Source organism: Variovorax sp. 10N420 (genome assembly GCF_056394705.1).
Map to the genome: position 1 here is coordinate 48,109 of NZ_JBFTIJ010000017.1, position 17,566 is coordinate 65,674.

The 17,566-nt window shown below is 65.8% G+C and carries 20 protein-coding genes; 10 read left to right on the forward strand and 10 right to left on the reverse strand.

Translation table 11 applies throughout. The features are described 5' to 3' along the window. Nucleotides 1–163: 163 nt before the first annotated feature. From AC1DEK_RS27355 to AC1DEK_RS27370, 4 genes are read left to right on the forward strand one after another with little or no spacing between them, the layout of a single operon-like run. Complete coding sequence (locus AC1DEK_RS27355) at nt 164–607, forward strand: flavin reductase family protein (RefSeq protein ID WP_478128501.1); 444 nt, start codon at nt 164–166, stop codon at nt 605–607. After that, nucleotides 604–1,122, forward strand: a complete 519-nt coding sequence (locus AC1DEK_RS27360; protein ID WP_478128458.1) for a BON domain-containing protein — start codon at nt 604–606, stop codon at nt 1,120–1,122. The genes AC1DEK_RS27355 and AC1DEK_RS27360 overlap by 4 nt, the downstream gene beginning before the upstream one ends. After that, nucleotides 1,119–2,018 (forward strand): DMT family transporter, encoded by a 900-nt coding sequence (locus AC1DEK_RS27365; protein ID WP_478128459.1) that lies wholly within the window; start codon nt 1,119–1,121, stop codon nt 2,016–2,018. The genes AC1DEK_RS27360 and AC1DEK_RS27365 overlap by 4 nt, the downstream gene beginning before the upstream one ends. A gap of 48 nt (nt 2,019–2,066) precedes the next feature. Then, a complete protein-coding gene (locus AC1DEK_RS27370) occupies nt 2,067–2,531 on the forward strand; it encodes a CopD family protein (RefSeq protein WP_478128460.1) in 465 nt (154 codons plus the stop codon). A 9-nt stretch (nt 2,532–2,540) separates the two neighbouring features. On the opposite strand, the gene AC1DEK_RS27375 is transcribed toward AC1DEK_RS27370, so the two are convergent. Continuing rightward, on the reverse strand, nt 2,541–3,431 hold the full coding sequence (locus AC1DEK_RS27375) for a LysR family transcriptional regulator (protein ID WP_478128461.1): 891 nt from the start codon (nt 3,429–3,431) through the stop codon (nt 2,541–2,543). 89 nt (nt 3,432–3,520) lie between these two features. Between AC1DEK_RS27375 and AC1DEK_RS27380 the strand changes: the two genes are divergently transcribed. Next, nucleotides 3,521–3,772 carry a YjiS-like domain-containing protein gene (locus tag AC1DEK_RS27380; RefSeq protein WP_478128462.1) on the forward strand — a complete coding sequence of 84 codons (252 nt, stop codon included), beginning with the start codon at nt 3,521–3,523 and terminating at the stop codon, nt 3,770–3,772. Here the strand turns inward: AC1DEK_RS27380 and treF are convergent. From treF to AC1DEK_RS27395, 3 genes are read right to left on the reverse strand one after another with little or no spacing between them, the layout of a single operon-like run. Continuing rightward, on the reverse strand, nt 3,690–5,372 hold the full coding sequence (gene treF, locus AC1DEK_RS27385) for an alpha,alpha-trehalase TreF (protein ID WP_478128463.1): 1,683 nt from the start codon (nt 5,370–5,372) through the stop codon (nt 3,690–3,692). The two genes, AC1DEK_RS27380 and treF, sit on opposite strands and share 83 nt — an antisense overlap. After that, nucleotides 5,369–6,616, reverse strand: coding sequence for a CaiB/BaiF CoA transferase family protein (locus tag AC1DEK_RS27390; RefSeq protein WP_478128464.1), 1,248 nt, complete (start codon nt 6,614–6,616; stop codon nt 5,369–5,371). Before AC1DEK_RS27390 ends, treF begins: the two co-directional genes overlap by 4 nt. Further along, entirely contained in the window at nt 6,616–7,815 is a 1,200-nt protein-coding gene (locus AC1DEK_RS27395; protein ID WP_478128465.1) for an acyl-CoA dehydrogenase, read from the reverse strand. Before AC1DEK_RS27395 ends, AC1DEK_RS27390 begins: the two co-directional genes overlap by 1 nt. A 181-nt stretch (nt 7,816–7,996) precedes the next feature. Between AC1DEK_RS27395 and AC1DEK_RS27400 the strand changes: the two genes are divergently transcribed. After that, nucleotides 7,997–8,926, forward strand: coding sequence for a LysR substrate-binding domain-containing protein (locus AC1DEK_RS27400; protein ID WP_478128466.1), 930 nt, complete (start codon nt 7,997–7,999; stop codon nt 8,924–8,926). Nucleotides 8,927–9,015: 89 nt separating this feature from the next. Further along, nucleotides 9,016–9,408, forward strand: a complete 393-nt coding sequence (locus tag AC1DEK_RS27405; RefSeq protein WP_478128467.1) for a hypothetical protein — start codon at nt 9,016–9,018, stop codon at nt 9,406–9,408. Between the two features lie 4 nt (nt 9,409–9,412). Here the strand turns inward: AC1DEK_RS27405 and AC1DEK_RS27410 are convergent, their stop codons facing one another. Continuing rightward, nucleotides 9,413–11,182, reverse strand: coding sequence for a tannase/feruloyl esterase family alpha/beta hydrolase (locus tag AC1DEK_RS27410; protein ID WP_478128468.1), 1,770 nt, complete (start codon nt 11,180–11,182; stop codon nt 9,413–9,415). 182 nt (nt 11,183–11,364) lie between these two features. On the opposite strand from AC1DEK_RS27410, the gene AC1DEK_RS27415 reads away from it, so the two are divergent. Then, nucleotides 11,365–11,988 carry a murein L,D-transpeptidase catalytic domain-containing protein gene (locus AC1DEK_RS27415; protein ID WP_478128469.1) on the forward strand — a complete coding sequence of 208 codons (624 nt, stop codon included), beginning with the start codon at nt 11,365–11,367 and terminating at the stop codon, nt 11,986–11,988. Between the two features lie 40 nt (nt 11,989–12,028). Beyond that, nucleotides 12,029–12,397, forward strand: a complete 369-nt coding sequence (locus AC1DEK_RS27420; RefSeq protein WP_478128470.1) for a hypothetical protein — start codon at nt 12,029–12,031, stop codon at nt 12,395–12,397. Here AC1DEK_RS27420 and AC1DEK_RS27425 read toward each other — a convergent pair whose 3' ends face one another. The 4 genes from AC1DEK_RS27425 to AC1DEK_RS27440 all read right to left on the reverse strand — a co-directional run bounded on the left by AC1DEK_RS27425 (nt 12,398) and on the right by AC1DEK_RS27440 (nt 16,573). Beyond that, a complete protein-coding gene (locus AC1DEK_RS27425) occupies nt 12,398–13,684 on the reverse strand; it encodes a CynX/NimT family MFS transporter (RefSeq protein WP_478128471.1) in 1,287 nt (428 codons plus the stop codon). It abuts the gene before it with no gap. Nucleotides 13,685–13,809: 125 nt separating this feature from the next. Next, nucleotides 13,810–14,448, reverse strand: coding sequence for a hypothetical protein (locus AC1DEK_RS27430; protein ID WP_478128472.1), 639 nt, complete (start codon nt 14,446–14,448; stop codon nt 13,810–13,812). 71 nt (nt 14,449–14,519) lie between these two features. Further along, nucleotides 14,520–16,058, reverse strand: a complete 1,539-nt coding sequence (locus AC1DEK_RS27435; protein WP_478128473.1) for an MFS transporter — start codon at nt 16,056–16,058, stop codon at nt 14,520–14,522. Nucleotides 16,059–16,066: 8 nt separating this feature from the next. Continuing rightward, the gene (locus AC1DEK_RS27440; protein ID WP_478128474.1) at nt 16,067–16,573 is read right to left on the reverse strand and encodes a MerR family transcriptional regulator; all 507 of its coding nucleotides are present in this window, start codon (nt 16,571–16,573) and stop codon (nt 16,067–16,069) included. Between the two features lie 123 nt (nt 16,574–16,696). Here AC1DEK_RS27440 and AC1DEK_RS27445 point away from each other — a divergent pair, with 123 nt between their 5' ends. Beyond that, nucleotides 16,697–17,098 carry a phage holin family protein gene (locus AC1DEK_RS27445; RefSeq protein ID WP_478128475.1) on the forward strand — a complete coding sequence of 134 codons (402 nt, stop codon included), beginning with the start codon at nt 16,697–16,699 and terminating at the stop codon, nt 17,096–17,098. A gap of 25 nt (nt 17,099–17,123) precedes the next feature. On the opposite strand, the gene AC1DEK_RS27450 is transcribed toward AC1DEK_RS27445, so the two are convergent. Further along, entirely contained in the window at nt 17,124–17,558 is a 435-nt protein-coding gene (locus tag AC1DEK_RS27450) for a YbaY family lipoprotein (RefSeq protein WP_478128476.1), read from the reverse strand. Between the last annotated feature and the right edge of the window lie 8 nt (nt 17,559–17,566).

The window sequence follows — 17,566 nt, forward strand, 5'->3', positions numbered from 1 at the left end:
GGCAGCGCCCCCGGTAGGGGGTGGGCGGCTACACGAAGTGAGCCAACCTGGGGGCGAGTCAAGATGCCAGAATAGCCTTCCACTTTGCCGCTTCTTCGTGACTGCTCCCGCCCAGGCACAACCGCCTTCTTTCTCGACCGACGAATTTCGCGCCGCGCTCGGCATGTTCGCCACCGGTGTCACGATCGTCACCGCGCGCTCTGCCGAAGGAGCGCTGGTCGGGCTCACCGCCAACTCGTTCAACTCGGTGTCGCTCGATCCGCCGCTGGTGCTGTGGAGCCTCGCGCGCAGCGCCGCTTCGATGGCGGCGCTCAGCACCGGATCGCACTATGCGATCAACATCCTCTCGTCCAGCCAGAAGATCCTGGCAGAGCGCTTCGCAACGAAGGATGTCGACCGTTGGGCAGACGTTGCCTTCATCGAAGGCGTGGGCGGCGCGCCGGTGTTGCTCGGCGCGGCAGCCAGTTTCGAGTGCTTCAATCGCAGCCGCTATGACGAAGGCGACCATGTGATCTTCGTCGGCGAGGTCGAGCGCTGCGCGCACAGCCCGGGCGCATCTCCATTGCTGTTCCATGGTGGGCGCTTCTACACCGAGCATCCGCTTTGAATCCGGGCCGCCGCTCACGTTGGCTGACAGCGGCCGTCGTACTCGCGAGTGCGGCGGCGCAGGCGGCGCACGGTGCAGATGGCGGGGAGCGCAGCAATTTCTTCGACGACCCTTTTTTCCAGGTGTCATCAGGCCTCGCGGACTGCCCGGCGCCGCTCGGGCCGCTCTATTCCGCAGCTGAAGCACGAGAACAGATGCACAGCCGGCTCGAGCGAGGCACAAGCTGCTGGCTCGCGGGCCGCTGCAAGGACAGCAATGCCTACCTCTACGACAAGGCCATCGCGCCTGAAGTGCGCAAGGCCTTGACCGCAGTGCCCGGCCTGCGCCGCAGCAGCGTGTGGGTCACAGTTCAGCGCCGATGGGTCTATCTGCAGGGCTGTGTCCCGACGCGCGAAATGGCGCAACGCCTGGAAAGCGCAGCACGCAAGGTCAATGAGGTGGAAACCGTGGTGCCGGACCTCATGGTCGGCACCCGCGGCAAGCCACCTTACCCACCAAGAAAAACGAATCCATGATCGAACGCAAGGACCATCTCGACACTCGCGCCACCGCGCTCCTGCTTGCCTGCTGCGCATTCTGGGGACTGCAGCAGATCCTCATCAAGACGACCGTGACCGAAGTGCCGCCGCTGTGGCAGGCATCGATCCGCATGACCGGCGCAGTCGTGCTGCTGTGGCTCTGGTGCCAATGGCGTGGCGTTTCGCTGTTCGAGCGCGACGGAACGTTGCCGGGCGGCCTGCTCGCCGGCGCGCTGTTCGCAGGCGAATTCACCTGCATCTACCTCGGCCTGCAACTCACCAGCGCATCGAGGCTCACGGTGTTCCTGTACACCGCGCCATTTGTCGTCGCGGTGTTGCTCCCACGCTTTGTGCCCGCCGAGCGGCTGCGCGGCGCGCAGTGGATCGGACTCGCCATTGCATTCGCCGGCGTGGTGTTCGCTTTCAGCGAGAGCTTCGGCCATAGCACCTCGGGTCAGTTGCGCGGTGACGCACTCGCCCTCCTGGCCGGCGTCCTGTGGGGTCTCACGACCCTGGCGATCCGGACAACCCGGCTGTCGACGGCCAGCGCCGAAAAAACGCTCTTCTATCAAATCACCGTCACCGCGGCGCTCTCTCCGGTGCTGTCTCTGCTGCTGGGCGAACATTGGGGGTTCGCGTATTCGAACTACGCATGGCTCTCAATCGGTCTGCAGACCGTGATCGGCGCATTCGCCAGCTATCTCGCATGGATGTGGATGTTGCGGCACTACCCTGCGACGCGGATTTCGTCCTTCACTTTTCTCACGCCGCTGCTTGCGCTGGTCTTCGGCGTGGTGATTCTTTCGGAGCCGCTCACGCTGCAACTGGTGCTCGCGCTCACCGGCGTGGCGCTGGGGATCGTGCTCGTGAACAGACGCGGCGTGAAGGCTTGAGTATTCAACACGGGCGATCTCGTCTACGCTTGGCGCATGCTCACGTCCATGCCGCTTCTCGCCCCGCTCCTCCTCTTCATCCACATTCTTGCCGTGGCCTTCTGGGTGGGCGGCATGGCGCTCATGCACTTCGCAGTGCGGCCAGCGGCTGTTGCAAAGCTCGATCCGCCGCTGCGCCTGCCCTTCATGACGGACGTGCTCGCTCGCTTCTTCGCGGGCGTCTGGGCGGCCATCATCGTGTTGCTCGCGTCCGGCCTCGGGCTCATCTGGCGGGCCGGCGGCTTCGCGAACGTCCGCTGGAACGTGCATCTCATGTTCGGCCTGGGGCTTTTCATGATGGCGATCTACCTGCACATCCGCTTCGCCCCCTATCCTCGACTGAAGCGCGCGGTCGCGGGGCGCGAATGGCCCGTGGCAGCGGCTTCGCTCGACCTCATCCGCAAGCTGGTACGTATCAACCTGCTGCTCGGCGTGGTCGTGATCGCGCTGGCGGTGGTGGGCCGGGCGGTCTGACGCTCCGAGCTACCGCTGGGCGAATTGCATGAGGATTTTCAGCACCGTGGCCGTTGCACCATCGAGCGCCGGCCGCTGCCGATGCGCGATGCCCAGGTGGCGCGTGAGCTTCGGGCTCAATGCAAGCGCCTGCACCCGCGGATCGGCATTCGCCTCGGCGCTCGGATTGGCCGGCAGCACCGCAGCGCCGTAGCCGGCCGCGACGAGGCTGTGCATGGCCGCGTCATAGTTCAGCTCGATGCGCGGGCGCGGCGATTCACCCGCCGCGGCAAACCACTGCATCGTGAGGTGATACATGTGCGTGGTGGCATCGTTGAAGATCAATGGCCGCTGTGCAAGCCACTCTGGCGTTGCGCGTTTCGGCGGACCCCACTTGCGCGGCACGAAGGCCATCATCGGCTGACTGCGCCAGCGCGTGACGACGAGCTCGCGCACCGGCGGCTGCGGCACCGCCACCAGGCCGATGTCGAGCGTGCCCATGGCAAGGCGCGCCATGGCGTCGTTCGAACCGAGGATGACCACCTCGACATCGATCCCGGCATTGCTTGCCTCCAATGCTTCCAGTACCTGCGGGAGCAGATCGACCACCACGCCAGTGGACGTGCCCAGTCTCACCCGCCCGGTTCGCCCCTCGGCCTGGCGCCGTACCGCATCGACGGCATCGTCTGCGTCACGCAGCAAACGCCGTGCGCGCTCGACCAGGGCTGCGCCCGCGGGCGTGGGGGTCACACGACGGTTGCCGCGCACCACCAGCCGTGCACCAAGGCGCGCTTCGAGCTCGCTGATATGGAGGCTTACCGTCGGCTGCGCCAGATGCAGCGCCTTTGCGGCGGCGGAAAAGGTGCCCAGATCGGTGATCGACACCAGCGTGCGGAGTTGGTCGAGGTTGAGTTGTCTCATCAGGAAAGCTGATCATAGGCCTTGGAATTCTCAACTTCCACAATTCTGCATGGACTCGCAAGATGGCATTTCCATCCAAGGAGCCACTCATGCCGCAGTCAAAGCCCGCCCTCTTCGCCGCCTTCATTGACCTGCTCCGCAACGCCCGGCGGGAGAGGCAAGATCGAGGTTTGTTGCGCTCGATGTCGGAGCGCGAGTTGCATGACCTGGGCGTCGGCCGCAGCGAGATTCCGGCGCTGCTTCAGAAGCACTCGCCGCTCAGCGATGCATCGGCGCCGTGGAGCAGGACACGCAGGCATGCGCCGTATGCTGCGGATGCGCGGCAAGCAATGCTGCGGTAACCCCATTGGTCCAGCCGAAGCCGTCTTGCAGCGGATATTCGCCGCCGTGCCCGCCCTTGGTGTCTTCATGCTCGACGCGGCGCAGCGCGTATTTCTCGACCAGCTTGCCCTCGCGCTCGTAGAGCGCCGCGACCGTCGCAAGCCAGCGCTTGGCAATGCTGCGCGAAAGATCCTCATGGCCGTACGCGGCCAGGCCCTGCACCGCGATCCATTGCAGCCCGGCCCAGCCATTGGGCTGGTCCCATTGCTGGTCGCTGGCGCATTCAGTCGTTGAAAAGCCTCCACGCGCCAGCAGCCGGCGCGAGACGGTGTCGCCCATCGCCTGCCCTTGTGCAGGCTCTGCGGCGCCGACGAACAACGGGGTGACGCAAGCTGCGGTCAGACAGGAGCGCCGTTCGTCCTGGCGCCAGTCATAGTCGAAATAAGCCTTTTGAGCCGGGTCCCAGAAATAGTGGTTGATCGCCGCCTTGCGCGCTTCGGCAAGCTCGGCGAATGACTGCTGCGCCGCGGCGTCGCCCGCCTCGCCTGACAACGCGGCAATCATCGATTCGAGCTTGTAGAGAAAGGCGTTCAGGTCCACTGGCAGGATCTCGGTCGTGCAGATGGTCGCAAGCGATGCGGACGTGCCCGCACGCACGTTCAAGCGGCCCTGCGGGTTCGCGTGCGCTGGCGGCGGTGAACGCAGCCAGCGCGTGCTGAAGTCCCAACCCGACTCGCAGGCGGCGCGAATGTCGCGAAAGAGCTCGGCCGGGTTGCGCTTGCACGACTGCGCGGTCGTCATGTCTTCGAGCCACGACTCCTCGCGCGGCGTATCGCGTTCGTCCCAGTAGCGGTTGAGCATCGCGCCGTCCGCCATGCGCACGACGCGGCGCGCGACCTGCCCTCCCGCCAGGCCATCGCTCCCATTCATCCAAAACGCATGTTCCTGGCGAAGCTGCGGCAGGAAGTCGACTGCGCGCGCTGCGCCCCGTTGCTGGGCCAGTTCGACCATGAGTGCGAACACGGGCGGCTGCGAGCGGCTCAGGTAGTAGATGCGATTGCCGTTCGGCACATGGCCATAGGTATCGATCAGATAGGCGAAGTTCTCCAGCATGTCGCGCATGAGCCGCGCGTGGCCCTCGTCGCCTTCGCAGTTCAGCCCGAGCAGCGTGAAATACGAATCCCAGTAGTAGAGCTCCCGAAAGCGCCCGCCCGGAACGATGTAGGAATGCGGAAGCTGCAAGAGCGAAGACCGCGGTGGATGCGACTTCGGGTGCCGCGTCAGGACGGGCCAGAGATCTGCGATGTGCGCGCCGATGGGCTGCCCCGGCACGGAGGTGTAGTTGGACGGCGCCTGCTCGATGACGTCGAAATGCGCATGCACGAAGGCCACCAGGTCGAAGCCCGCCTTTGGGGACTGCGCCCGGTATGCGGCAAGGATGTCCGCCGGCTCCATGCGTGGCGCACAGTCGACGAAGGTCTTGCTGTCGGCGAAGACATGGCCCTTCTGGACCGCCACGAAGAGCTCCTGATAGCGGTCCGCCGGCGTCAGCGTGTCCGGTGCGGGCGCGGCAGCCGCGCGCGTCGCGCGCTGCGTGCCGGCCGTGCCCGCCTGGCTCACACCACGCCTGCCTCGCGCAACGCGGCGCGGCGTGCTTCGTCGAGGCCCATTTCGGCCAGCACCTCATCTGTGTGTTGCCCCAATGCGGGCGGCGCATTGCGCAGCACCGGCGGCGTGCGCTGCAGACGCAGCGGGCTCGCGACGCCGACGATGCGGTCGATGCCATCGCCCGCATCGCGCGGCAGGCTCACGGCAAGCCCGCGCGCCTTGACTTGATCGTCTTCGAAAGCCTGTGCGATGTCGTTGATCGGCCCGCAGGGCACGGCCTTGTCTTCGAGCAGCGATATCCATTCGGCCGTGGTGCGCGTGCGCGTGACGGCTTCCATCTGGGGGATCAGCACTTCGCGATGCTTGACGCGCAGCGTGTTGGTGGCAAAGCGCGGATCGCTGGCCCAATCGGCGTGCCCGGCGGCCTCGCAGAAGCGGGAGAACTGGCCGTTGTTGCCGATCGCCAGCAGCATCGAGCCGTCTTTGGTGCGGAAGTCCTGGTAGGGCGCCAGGCTCGGATGGCTGTTGCCCTGGCGCTGCGGCGCCACGCCGGTGTTGAGGAAGGCGCTCGCCTGGTTGGCGAGGATCGCCATGCCGACGTCCAGCAGCGCCATGTCGATGTGCTGGCCCTCGCCGGTGCGATGCCGCACTTCCAGCGCGGCCAGGATCGCCGTGCTCGCATAGACGCCCGTGAAGAGATCGGTGAGCGCCACACCCACGCGCAAAGGGCCACCGCCGGGCACATCGTCGGGACGCCCGGTGATGCTCATCATGCCGCTGGTCGCCTGGATCATCAGGTCGTAGCCCGCGCGCGAGGCGTGCGGACCGTCGTGGCCGAACCCCGTCACGCTGCAATAGATGAGCCTCGGATTGGCCGCGCGCAGGCTTTCATGGTCGAGCCCGTATTGCTTGAGCCCGCCGGTCTTGAAGTTCTCGACCACGATGTCGCTCTGAGCCGCCATCTGCCTGAGCAGCGCCTGGCCTTCGGGCGTCGCCATGTCGATGGTGACGGAGCGCTTGTTGCGGTTGCAGGCGGTGAAGTAGGTCGCCTGGTTGGTGTCCCTGCCTTCAGCGTCCTTCAGGAACGGCGGCCCCCAGGCGCGCGTGTCGTCGCCGACACCGGGGCGTTCGATCTTGATGACGTCCGCACCCAGGTCCGCGAGGATCTGCGTGCACCACGGACCCGCGAGCACGCGGGAGAGGTCCAGGACCTTGAGGCCCGCGAGGGCGCCTTGCGCGGCAGCGGCGGCTGACATCAGTTCGCGAAAGCTGCGATGCCCGTCTGGGCGCGACCGAGGATCAGCGCGTGGATGTCGTGCGTGCCTTCGTAGGTGTTCACCACTTCGAGGTTCACCAGATGCCGCGCCACGCCGAACTCATCGCTGATGCCGTTGCCGCCCATCATGTCGCGCGCCAGCCGCGCGATGTCGAGCGCCTTGCCGCACGAATTGCGTTTGAGGAGCGAGGTGACCTCCACGGACGCGGTGCCCTCGTCCTTCATGCGACCGAGGCGCAGGCAGCCTTGCAGACCCAGCGTGATTTCGGTCTGCATGTCGGCCAGCTTCTTCTGGATGAGCTGGTTGGCGGCGAGGGGACGGCCGAATTGCTTGCGTTCGAGCGTGTAGGTGCGCGCGCGATGCCAGCAATCTTCGGCAGCGCCGAGAGCCCCCCACGAGATGCCATAGCGGGCGCTATTGAGGCAGGTGAAAGGCCCCTTCAGTCCCTGCACTTCGGGAAAGGCGTTTTCTTCAGGGCAGAACACGTTGTCCATGACGATTTCGCCGGTGATGGAGGCGCGCAGGCCGACCTTGCCGTGGATGGCCGGAGCGCTGAGGCCCTTGGCGCCCTTCTCGAGCACGAAGCCGCGGATCGGACCGACGGCGCCACTTTCGCTGACTTCCTTGGCCCACACCACGAAAACATCGGCGATCGGGCTGTTGCTGATCCACATCTTGGCGCCGCTGAGCGAATAGCCGCCCGGCACCTTCTTGGCGCGCGTGACCATGCTGCCGGGATCGGAGCCATGGTCGGGCTCGGTGAGACCGAAGCAGCCAATCCACTCGCCGGTCGCGAGCTTGGGCAGGTATTTCTGCTTTTGCGCTTCGGTGCCGAATTCGTTGATGGGCACCATCACGAGCGAGCTCTGCACGCTCGCCATCGACCGGAAGCCAGAGTCGACGCGCTCGACTTCGCGGGCGATCAGGCCATAGCAGACATAGTTCAGGCCGGGGCCGCCGTACTGCTCGGGAATGGTCGGGCCCAGCAGCCCGAGCGCACCCATCTCGCGGAAGATCGCCGGATCGGTTTCCCCGTTGCGGAAGCCTTCGAGCACGCGCGGTGCGAGGCGCTCCTGGCAGTAAGCATTGGCGGCATCGCGCACCATGCGCTCTTCGTCCGTGAGCTGTTGATCGAGCAGGAGCGGATCGTCCCAGTGAAATGCGGCGTGCTTGGCCATGTGTGTCTCCGAAGATGAAGTGCTGAAGTTGGGTGCCATCGTAAGCGCGGGGCAACGCGAGCGCAAACGACGTTTTGACACCGAGTTATGCGCTTTGCGCACTTCAAAGCACAATACATCGCCGCCGATTCATTGACCGCGTGACGGCGGCGCCTCTCGAACTATGTAGCCTTCGCATACCATGCGCCGCAAGATCCCCTCGACCCAAGCCTTGATCTGCTTCGAGGCCGCCGCCCGCCACGAAAGCTATACGCGCGCCGCGCAGGAGTTGGCGCTGACGCAGAGCGCCGTGTCTCGCCAGATCACCGCACTGGAAGAGTTCCTCGGGATGGCGCTGTTCCGCCGCACGCGCCATGGCGTCGCGCTCACCCCGGCGGGTGCCGACTATGCGCGCCAGATCGCCCGCCAGCTCGACACCATGGAGCGCGACACGCTCGATGCCATGGCGCGGCAGGGGCAAGGCGGCTCGCTTCAGCTCGCAGCCGTGCCGACCTTCGCGACACGGTGGTTGATCCCGCGGCTGCCAGACTTTGCGGCGAAGCATCCCGACATCACCGTGCATATCGAAACGCGCACGCGGCCTTTTCTGTTCAACGACACGCCCTTCGATGCGGCGATCTATGCGGGCACCGCTTCGCAGACAGCCAACTGGGCCGGTACGCAATCGACCGTGCTGCTCAACGAGGACGTGGTTCCCGTGTGCAGCCCCGCATTGCTCACCGGGCGCAAGCCGCTGTCGCCGCTCGCGGTGGCGCGCATGCCCTTGCTTCAGCAGAGCACGCGTCCTGAGGGCTGGCGCCAATGGTTCGATGCGCAGAACGTGGACGCGCCGCGTGCCCACAGCGGCCCGCGCTATGAACTGTTCTCGATGCTGGCGATCGCCGCGGCGCATGGCTTGGGCGTGGCCCTGATCCCGAGCATGCTGATCGAAGCCGAACTGGCGCGGGGCGAGCTCGTCGTCGCGTGCGACCGGCCGCTGCGTGGCGAGCGCAGCTATTTCCTGGTGATGCCCGCGACGCAGGACGAGCGGCCCGCACTGAGGCTTTTTCGCGCCTGGCTGCTCGAAGAGGCGGGTGCCGTGGCGTCGAACCGACTCGCCGGCGCACCGTAGGAGCGTCCCCACAGCACGACGCGTTCGACGATGGCATTGCCGCTTGCCCCTGCACGGCGTATCGTGTGGGCATCATGAAGGAGCACCCCATGCCTTCACGAAGAGGTCTTGGACGCGCAGAGACAGCCGGTATCCAGCAGATGCCGATGAGCGCGCTGGGCTTTCCAGAAGCGGAAGCTCCGCTGTCGGACGGCGAGATGTGCGAGCGCGCAGTGCGCGCCATCTGGCACCGGCTGGATGAGCATGAGCTCGTGGACGAGCATGTTCGGGCCGATCTGGCGGCAATCCTCGAGCCGCTGACCTCTCTCGGATTCGGGGATCGCCCGCAGCGGCTGATCAACACGCTGAGGCTGCCGGACCCCATCGATGCGGCGCAGCTCTATTGGCTCACTCGCCGGCTGCTGACGCTCGTGCCCGAACTGCAAGCCGCAGCCGCAGCGTTTTCCAAGTCACACAGCGAACCGCCGTCGCGTCTCACCTGACCCTTCAGCGGTGGTCGTGATCGCCGTTGCCATCGCCGTCGCGGTCGCCATTGCGCCGGCCGCCGTGGTCCCTGTCATCCTCACGCACTGCGACACACGCGAAGTTGGCGGCATCCTCGATGCTCCCGTGTCCCACATAGCGCGCTTGCGCAGGGTATGCGCAGATCGGCCGCGTGCGTCCCGGCCACGGCGTGTCCGCGGGCGCGGTGCCCACAAGAGAAGCCGGCCCACTTCCGTGCTCGACCCAGTTGACCAAGGCACTGAACGCGTCGAACTGCGACGTGGCATAGCCGCCGCCGCAATGATTCATTCCCGGCACGACGAACAGACGCGCAAATTGCTGTGTCGCGCGCACACCGCCAACGCGCTCCATCAAGTCCTGGTACCAACCGATGTGGTACTTCGACGAGAAGACGGGGTCCGCCTGGCCGCTGTAGACGATGAGCTTGCTGCCGCCCGAGCGGAAGCGGCGATAGTCGGTCGAGCTGGTGCCCATGAAGTCCATGGCCGACTGCGAGAAGATGCCGCTGCGAGCGTAGATCTTCGGAGCGTCGACATCCATGCTGTAGCCGAGCAGCCAAGGCATGAAAGCGTCATTGAGTCCCGGCAGGCCGGGCGCGGGACCCGCCGTCGTGACGACCGTGCCCGGATGACCGGGCGTCCCCGCCGTCTGGGAATTGGGCGGCGTGGTGAAAACGAAGGGCAGTGCCGAGCCGCCCAAGGTGGTGTTGAGCGACGTATTGCCCGGGCCAGGAAAGAGCGGCCCGATCTTCCAGATGCGCCAGCCGGCCGCAGCAATGCCCGGATCCCAGAACCAGCCAGCGTAGAGCGCTCGGCCTTTCGAGTTCCTGGCACCGCCGAAGACGTCTTTCAAGGCCGCGACCTGATTGGCCGACAACATGCCCGAGCCCTGGGGCCCCAGCGTCTGCGGGTCGAAGCGGCAGGCTTGGGGGTTCGTCACCATGCCGTCGACGAGACCGTCCTTCCCGTCGCATTCCTTCAGGATCGCGTCGCCGATCGCGCTCAACTCCGCAGGCGTGAACGAAGTGGCGAGGTCGGGATTGCCGAATGGCGTCAACGCACGCGCGGCCTTGGCGAAAGCTTGCGTGTCCCAAGCCTCCGCGACCGCGGCCTTGGGCAGATCGATGCCGGGATTGCCGGCGATGATGCCGTCGAAGATGTCGGGATAGCGCTGCGAGAACATCAAGCCCTCGCGGCCGCCTTCGGAGCAACCTTCGAAGTACGAATACCTGATCCTCTGCCGGTAGTAGGCGCGGGTGATGGCCTTGGCCGCCTGCGCCACCCGGCCAGGTCCCTCGTAGCCATAGTCGAGGCGCGCCTGCGGATCGAATCCGAATTCGGCGTTGCCGGCGATTGCCGAGATGTTCAGCGCGGCATCGTGCCCACTGTCGGTGGACACCACGGCATACCCTTGCGCGAGTTGCGGCGAATCGGCCCCACCGACGCTGCCGTCGAGCCCGCCGCCGCCCGAGTAGTAGAAGCGCTCGCTCCAGGCGGTCGGCATGCGCAGATGGAACTTGACCGCGTAGGTCTGGCCGTCGGCGCCTGTGTGCTGGCCGATGGTGCCGAGGATCTCGCAGTGCTCGGGCAAGGTCGACGTCGGCGGGTTGAGCACGGCGCTGGTGATGGTCGCGCCCTCGATGGACTGGTTGAGCAAGGCATTGCACGCGATGGGCGTTGCCGCATGACCGGATGCCGCCGCTCCGAGCAGGAGCAAGGCAAAGGGCGCCGGGAGTCGATCCTTGAGCTTCATCCACGTCTCCTGTTGTAGTGCTGGAGCAAAGCGCGCGCGGTTGTTTTTTATAACTACTTCGCCGGCTCCGCAAGCGGGCGTTGCGCATTTCCGCCGAGCGGTCGCTGGCGCACTTGGGTATGCCGTGCAATCATTGCCCTCCCCCCAGGGGGGTGGCGGGCGATCTGCAAGTGAGGTCTCGTATGAAAAGACGATGGCTGCTTCGGATGATGATTGGAATTCAACTCGGGCTCGGCACTGCGGCCGCCCCGAGGCTCGCGTATGCGCAGACCGGGCGCTCCGCGCTGGTCGAATCCGCCATTGGCTACGTGCTGGCGCAGAGTTCCGAGCATCCGTATGCGGCCGTGCTGGACTACTCGACGCGCTCCAACCAACCGCGGTTTCACGTGATCGATCGAACGAGCGGCACCGTCATTCACAGCTTCATCGTGGCGCACGGTATCGGCTCGGAGCCCGACGACATGGATGGGGTGCCCAACGTCTTCCTGGACGAGGTCGACAGCAACGCGAGCAGCCTGGGCCTTTTCAAGACGGACGAGGTGTACATGAGCCCCACGGAAGGCAACGGCCTCTCCATGCGCTTGCGCGGCCTGTCACCAACGAACAGGAACGCATACAAGCGATTGATCGTGATCCATGCGCAGTCGTACGTGGAGCCGGAAATGATCGCCGCGCTTGGAGTTGCCGGCAGGAGCGACGGATGCATGGTCTTCTCATCCGCCGATCGCGACACGGTCATCGAGCTACTGCGCGGTGGTGCGCTCATTTATGCGGTGGCTGCAATTCCGGGCAGTTCCGCGGACTAGCGTGCGTCCGGGCTGCCGCAGTTGATGTAGCGTCGCGCGCATGACTCTCGACTATCTTGACTTCGACTACAGCGAAGACACCGAAGGCATCGGCGTGTTCGATGCCATGGCCACCGTGGGCCCACGGCATATCGCAGCGGTTCGCGCCGAAATCGAGCAGGTGCTCGCCTGGGCGCACGACACTTTTCGCGGCAGCCGCGGCGCAGTCGGCGAAGGCGGGGAGTGGGACTACGACCTGCAAGGCATGCAGGAAACGAGCGTTCCGGAGTCGCTCGAATTCAACGAAGAAACGCGAGAGCTGCGTGTGCGCGCAGGCCCGCCGAGCGAGCCCCGTCACACAGTCACGATCGCGATCAGCGGCACGCCGGACTTCTGCGCGATGTTCCGCGAGCAGTTCGAACTGGCCTGATCAGCCGCGATGATCGCGCAGCACGTGCAGCCGTCGTCCCGCGCCCCAACCGCTCCAGGCCATGCCCGCGGCCACGATCACCATCAGGATCGCGGATGACTGGAAGCCGCCTGTCCAGCCGCGCAGCAGCCCTGCGATGAGCGGCCCGGTGCTGGCGAGCACATAGCCCCAACCCTGTGCCATCGCCGACAGCCGCGCCGTCACTGCCGCGTCGGGCGAGCGCATCACGATGAGGCTGAGTGCCAGTGCGAAAGCGCCGCCCTGTCCGCAGCCGAGCAGCACGGCCCAGAACCACACACCGTTGAGCGGCGCGAAGAGAAAAGCGAGCATCGCCATCAGGATGACGACTGTAATGCCGAGCGTCAGCCCGCGCTGATCGCGGCAGCGCGCCGCGATCGAGGGCGTCACGAGGCAGGTCGCCAGTTGAACGAGGATGGAAACGCCCAGCACGTAGCCGGCAGTGGCGCTGTCGAGTCCGCGCTCGCGCAGCATGGGCGCGAGCCATCCCATCACGATGTAGGCCAGCGACGACTGCAGCCCCATGAAGCAGGTGACCTGCCAGGCGAGCCGGTCGCGCCGCAAGCTGCCGACGTGCGCGCTGGCTTGGATCTGACGCGAAGGCGATGCCAGCGCCTGTGGCGCCCAGAGCAGCACCACGAGCCCGGCGGGCAGGGCCCAGAAGGCCAGCGCAGCCGTCCAGGCCCCGCCCAAAAGATGTTCCAGCGGCACCGTGAACGCGGCGGCACTCGATGCGCCCGCACACACCGCCAGTGTGTAGAAGCCGGTCATCATGGCGGCATGGCTGCTGAAGTCGCGCTTCACAAGGCCGGGCAACAGCACGTTGCCTACAGCGATGCCCGCGCCGCCCAGGGCCGACGCGAAGAACAGCATCGGCAGGCTGCCAGTGCCGCGCAGCAGCGAACCGATGCAGATGAGCAGCAGTGCGCCCAGCAGAGTACGTTCGGGGCCGAAGCGTCGCGCCAGCGCCGGCGTCGGTGCCGCGAAAACGCCCAGGCAAAGAAGCGGCAGGGTCGTGAGCATGCTGGCACCGGTGGGTGTCAAGCCCGTGTCCTTCATGACTTCCGGCAGCAACACCGAGAGGCTGCCGAACAGCGGCCGCAAATTGAAAGCGATCAGGATCACGCTCAGGCCGAGCAGCAGCTGCCGCGCGCGCGTCTGCGCCTGGGACGGAGCGCCGAAAGACGGGGGCTTGGCAACGTGAGGAGGAGCGTCGACACCGAGAAGGTCGTCCGCGCGGGAGCCGGACGCTCGGGCTGGTTGAGGCATTTGTTTGATTGGGTTTGAGACTGCGAGGCGAAAAGGACTGTAGCCGGATCATCCGAACGGCACGGCGCGCCAGGGAGTTGTCCGCGTCCGCAGACGGGGGAAGGCTGCGGCGAGCGCCCGTCGCCTCACGCCATTTCGAGTTCGCGAAAGCAAGCCAGCATCGCAGTGAGCACTGGCGCCTTGACCGGGCCCCGCCGCCAGTCGGGCGCTTCATGGTCCATGTGCATGCAAAGGTCGTCCCACGCTTCGGCAAGCGCGGCCCATTCGGCAACGCCGCGTTCGCCCACGCGGCGCGCCAATATCGGCAACGCCTGCCGCAGTGCCGGCACTTGTTCGATCAAGAGACGGCAACGCCGAAAGGCGTTCGCGTCTCGGGGAAGATCACGCTGGGTGCCCCGGTAGTGGCGCGGACGCACTCCCGTCAGAAGCATGAAGAGCGCCAGGCTTGCGGGCCCGTGTTCGCCAGCGGCCAGCCAACGGATCGAATGGAAGTCGAGACGCAGCGCGTCCCGCCCGAGCCGCGCGCGCATGCGTTCGATGGCGGCGGGGGTTTCTTGCCGGCGCAGGCGTTCGAGCGCGTCGGGAGACCCGATGACGGCGGTCGCATCCAGCATGCGCGCGACCCCGGCGTGCAACACCTCGCTGTCGTTGGCCTGCTTCAGCAGCCGAAGAAACTCCACCAGCGGCATTTGGCCGTAGACGATCCTGCACCCTTCGCGCATCAGGATTCGATAGCTTGCTTGCTGACTGGCCGAGATGGTCACTCCGCTCTATCGGCAGGAAGCGGGCCGGAGAACAGGGGCGACGACGAGTTTTTTTGACGCGGGCGAGCGCCTCAGTCGATCTCGCGCTGCCAGGCCGCGTACGCGCCGGCAACCAGCGCAACGACCGCGATCACATGAAAACCGTCGAGCGAAGCCATGAAGGTGGCCTGCTGCTCGAGCATGCGCGAAAGCGTCGCGACCGCCATGCCGTGGGCGTCGCCCAAGGCATGCCCGCCGGCCTGGAAGCCGCGCGTCAGCATGTCGAGCGACTGCATGAAGGCAGGGTTGGATGCGCTCGACGATTCGGCCAGCCTCGTGCCGTGGAGCGCCACCCGATGCTGCTGAAGCGCGATGACGCTGGCCGTCGCAAACGAGATCGCCAATTGGCGCACCAGGTTCTTCAGCCGATAGCTGTGCGCGAAGTCATCGGCTTCGAAAGATCGAAACGTGATGCCCGCCACCGGCAGCACCACGAACAGCATCATGAGTCCGCGCAGCAGCAACGGCGCCGCCAGCTGAAGGCGGCCCACCTGGGGCGACATTTGCGCGAACCAGAGGGCCGCGGTCGCCGCGATGCCGAAGCCCGGCACGATGAGCCACTTCTTGCGCGTCACGCGCGCCGAGTACTTGAGGTAGACGAACACCAGCATGCCGCTCACCAGCGACATCGCGCCCGTGAAGTAGCCGGTGTCGCCGACGGTGAAACCGAGTCCGCCCTCCATCAGCCGTGGCAGCAGATAGCTGAAGCCGGTCGACATGTAGTAGTAGACGACGTAGAGCGCGAGCCCCACCTGGAAAGTCCGTAGCCGAAGAGCTTGCAGGCGCACGAGCGGCGCCGGATGCTGCCACTGCTGGTAGGCGAACCAGCCGAGGCCCGCCACTCCTGCAATGGCCAGCCCGATCAGCGTGGGCGATCCGGAAAAGAGCTCGTAGTGAGTGCGCGTGAGCACGACCTGCAAGGCCGCCTGCGCCAGCGCGAAGACGACGTAAGCCACGTGATGCGGCTCGGTGCGCTCGTGCGGTGCGACGTCGCCCACGTCAGGCACCGTCCAGAGCGCGAGAACGCCGGCAAGCACGGCGGCCGGTGCTGTGCAGAAGAAAAGCGAACGCCATTCGAAATGCGTGACGAGGAAGGCGCCGATGACCGGAGCCAGAGCGCCGCTGAACACGATGAGCATCATGAAGGCTCGAAGCGACTTGGCACGGCGCTGCAAAGGAATGCCGATCTGGATCAGGATGCGGCAAGCTCCCAACATGGGGCCGACGAAATAGCCCTGGAAGCCGCGCGCCAGCATCAGCTGGATGGAGTTCTCGCTGAGCGCCGCACCGATGCCGCCGGCTGCGAAGGCGAACATGGCGACGGCCAGGTAGCGGCGATAGCCCACGCGCTCGACCCAGCTGTGTTGCTGAAGGATGCCGAGCACCGCGCCCAGGGTGTAGGCACTCGATGCCCATACCAGTTCGTCGGCCGACGCACTGACACCCCCCGCGATGTAGCTCGCGAAAAAGGCAAACAGCGCGTTGTCGAAATAGTCGATCCCCGTCACGAGCCCGATGACCCAGGGCGCGAGCGCAGCGACGTCCAACTCGCGGCGGGGCAATGCGACCATGGACGTGCTCAGCCGCCCGGTTTTCGCCGGGTATTGGATGCCGGTGCGGACTGCCCGCGCTTGAGCTCCTGCAGCGCCGCCTCGACCGGCTCGCCGGCGAGCCTGCGTTCCACGTAATCGATGTCGCGGCGCAATTGCGCGCGCAGTGTGGCAGCTTCCTTGAGCTCGCGCCGAACCTGGGCGATGCGCGTGTCGAGCGCTTCGAGCTGCGTGGACAGCGTCGCCTTCAGCGTCTTGAGGGAAGCATTGGAAAGCCTCGGCCGCCCGCCCTCGGCCGGGGCGTCGAAAGGCTGCTGGACCATGGCCGTGATCGCCGTGAGCGAGAAACCAAGGGACCGCAGCCGCAGCACGCGTGCGAGCTTGTCGAGGTCGGCTGACTCATAGAGCCGATAGCGGCTTTCGCTGCGCACCGGGACCACGATGCCCAGCTCTTCGTAGTACTTGAGCGTGCGAGGCGTCACGCCCAGGCGGGCTGCGGCGTCGCGGACAGTGATGGTGCCTTCTGAATCGGCCATGCTCGCGATTCTACCCAAACGTGTACGTTCACGTATAGCTTTGGGATTTTGGCGGCGCCCACCGATGGACACGCATTCCGGCCGATATGATGAGCCGGATCAACGACAAGAGGGCTTTTCGACATGCTGAATTCCTTGACCCCTTTCCTGATCACCTGGGCGATCACCGCACTTTCGCTGTGGGTGGCCAGTCACATCTTCAAAGGGATCCAATTCGAAAGCGCCTCGTCGCTCGTGATCTCGGCGCTGCTGCTCGGCTTCGCCAACGCCATCGTCCGGCCCCTGCTCATCATCCTCACCCTGCCGCTGACGCTGGTGACCTTCGGCCTCTTCATCCTCGTGATCAACGCACTGATGATCCTGCTGGTGTCGGCGCTGGTGCGCGGTTTCAAGGTGTCGGGCTTTTGGACGGCCCTTTTCGCGAGCATCTTCATCTCGCTCTTGAGCATCTGCATCGGCGCGCTGATCAGCGGCGGCACGCCCGAGACAACCATCCAGATGCCGTCCGACGGCAAGTGGCTCTGAGCCTCAGCCAGGATCAGGCCAAGAACTAAGGCGCCGGCTTCACCAGCATCAGGCTCGCGGTGTTGCCGTGCCGCAGGGTCAGCACCGGATAGGCGGTGTCCGTGACGAAGAGCAGCTGGTCGCCCTGCAGCATGCGCGCCGACACCGTATAGCGCATGCGTGGGTCGATGCGGGTGGGGTCCACGCTCAGCTCGAACGGAAACGGCACCTGCTTGCCATTGGCCCGGAATCGCTGCTCCGCAAGCACGACCGCAGGTGCATCCATGCGGGAGACGTCGAGCAACTGGACCACGATTTCCACCGAAGGGTCGAGCGCCATCCGTTCGCGATAGGCGACGGTGCCTGTCACGCGCAGCGGTTCCGTCCTGGCCGCGGGCGATTCATTCCCCCTGTTCATCGCGCTGCCGCAAGCCACCAGCAGCGCAAGCCCGGCGGCAGCACCGGCGAGACGAAGAGCCAAGCGTCTTT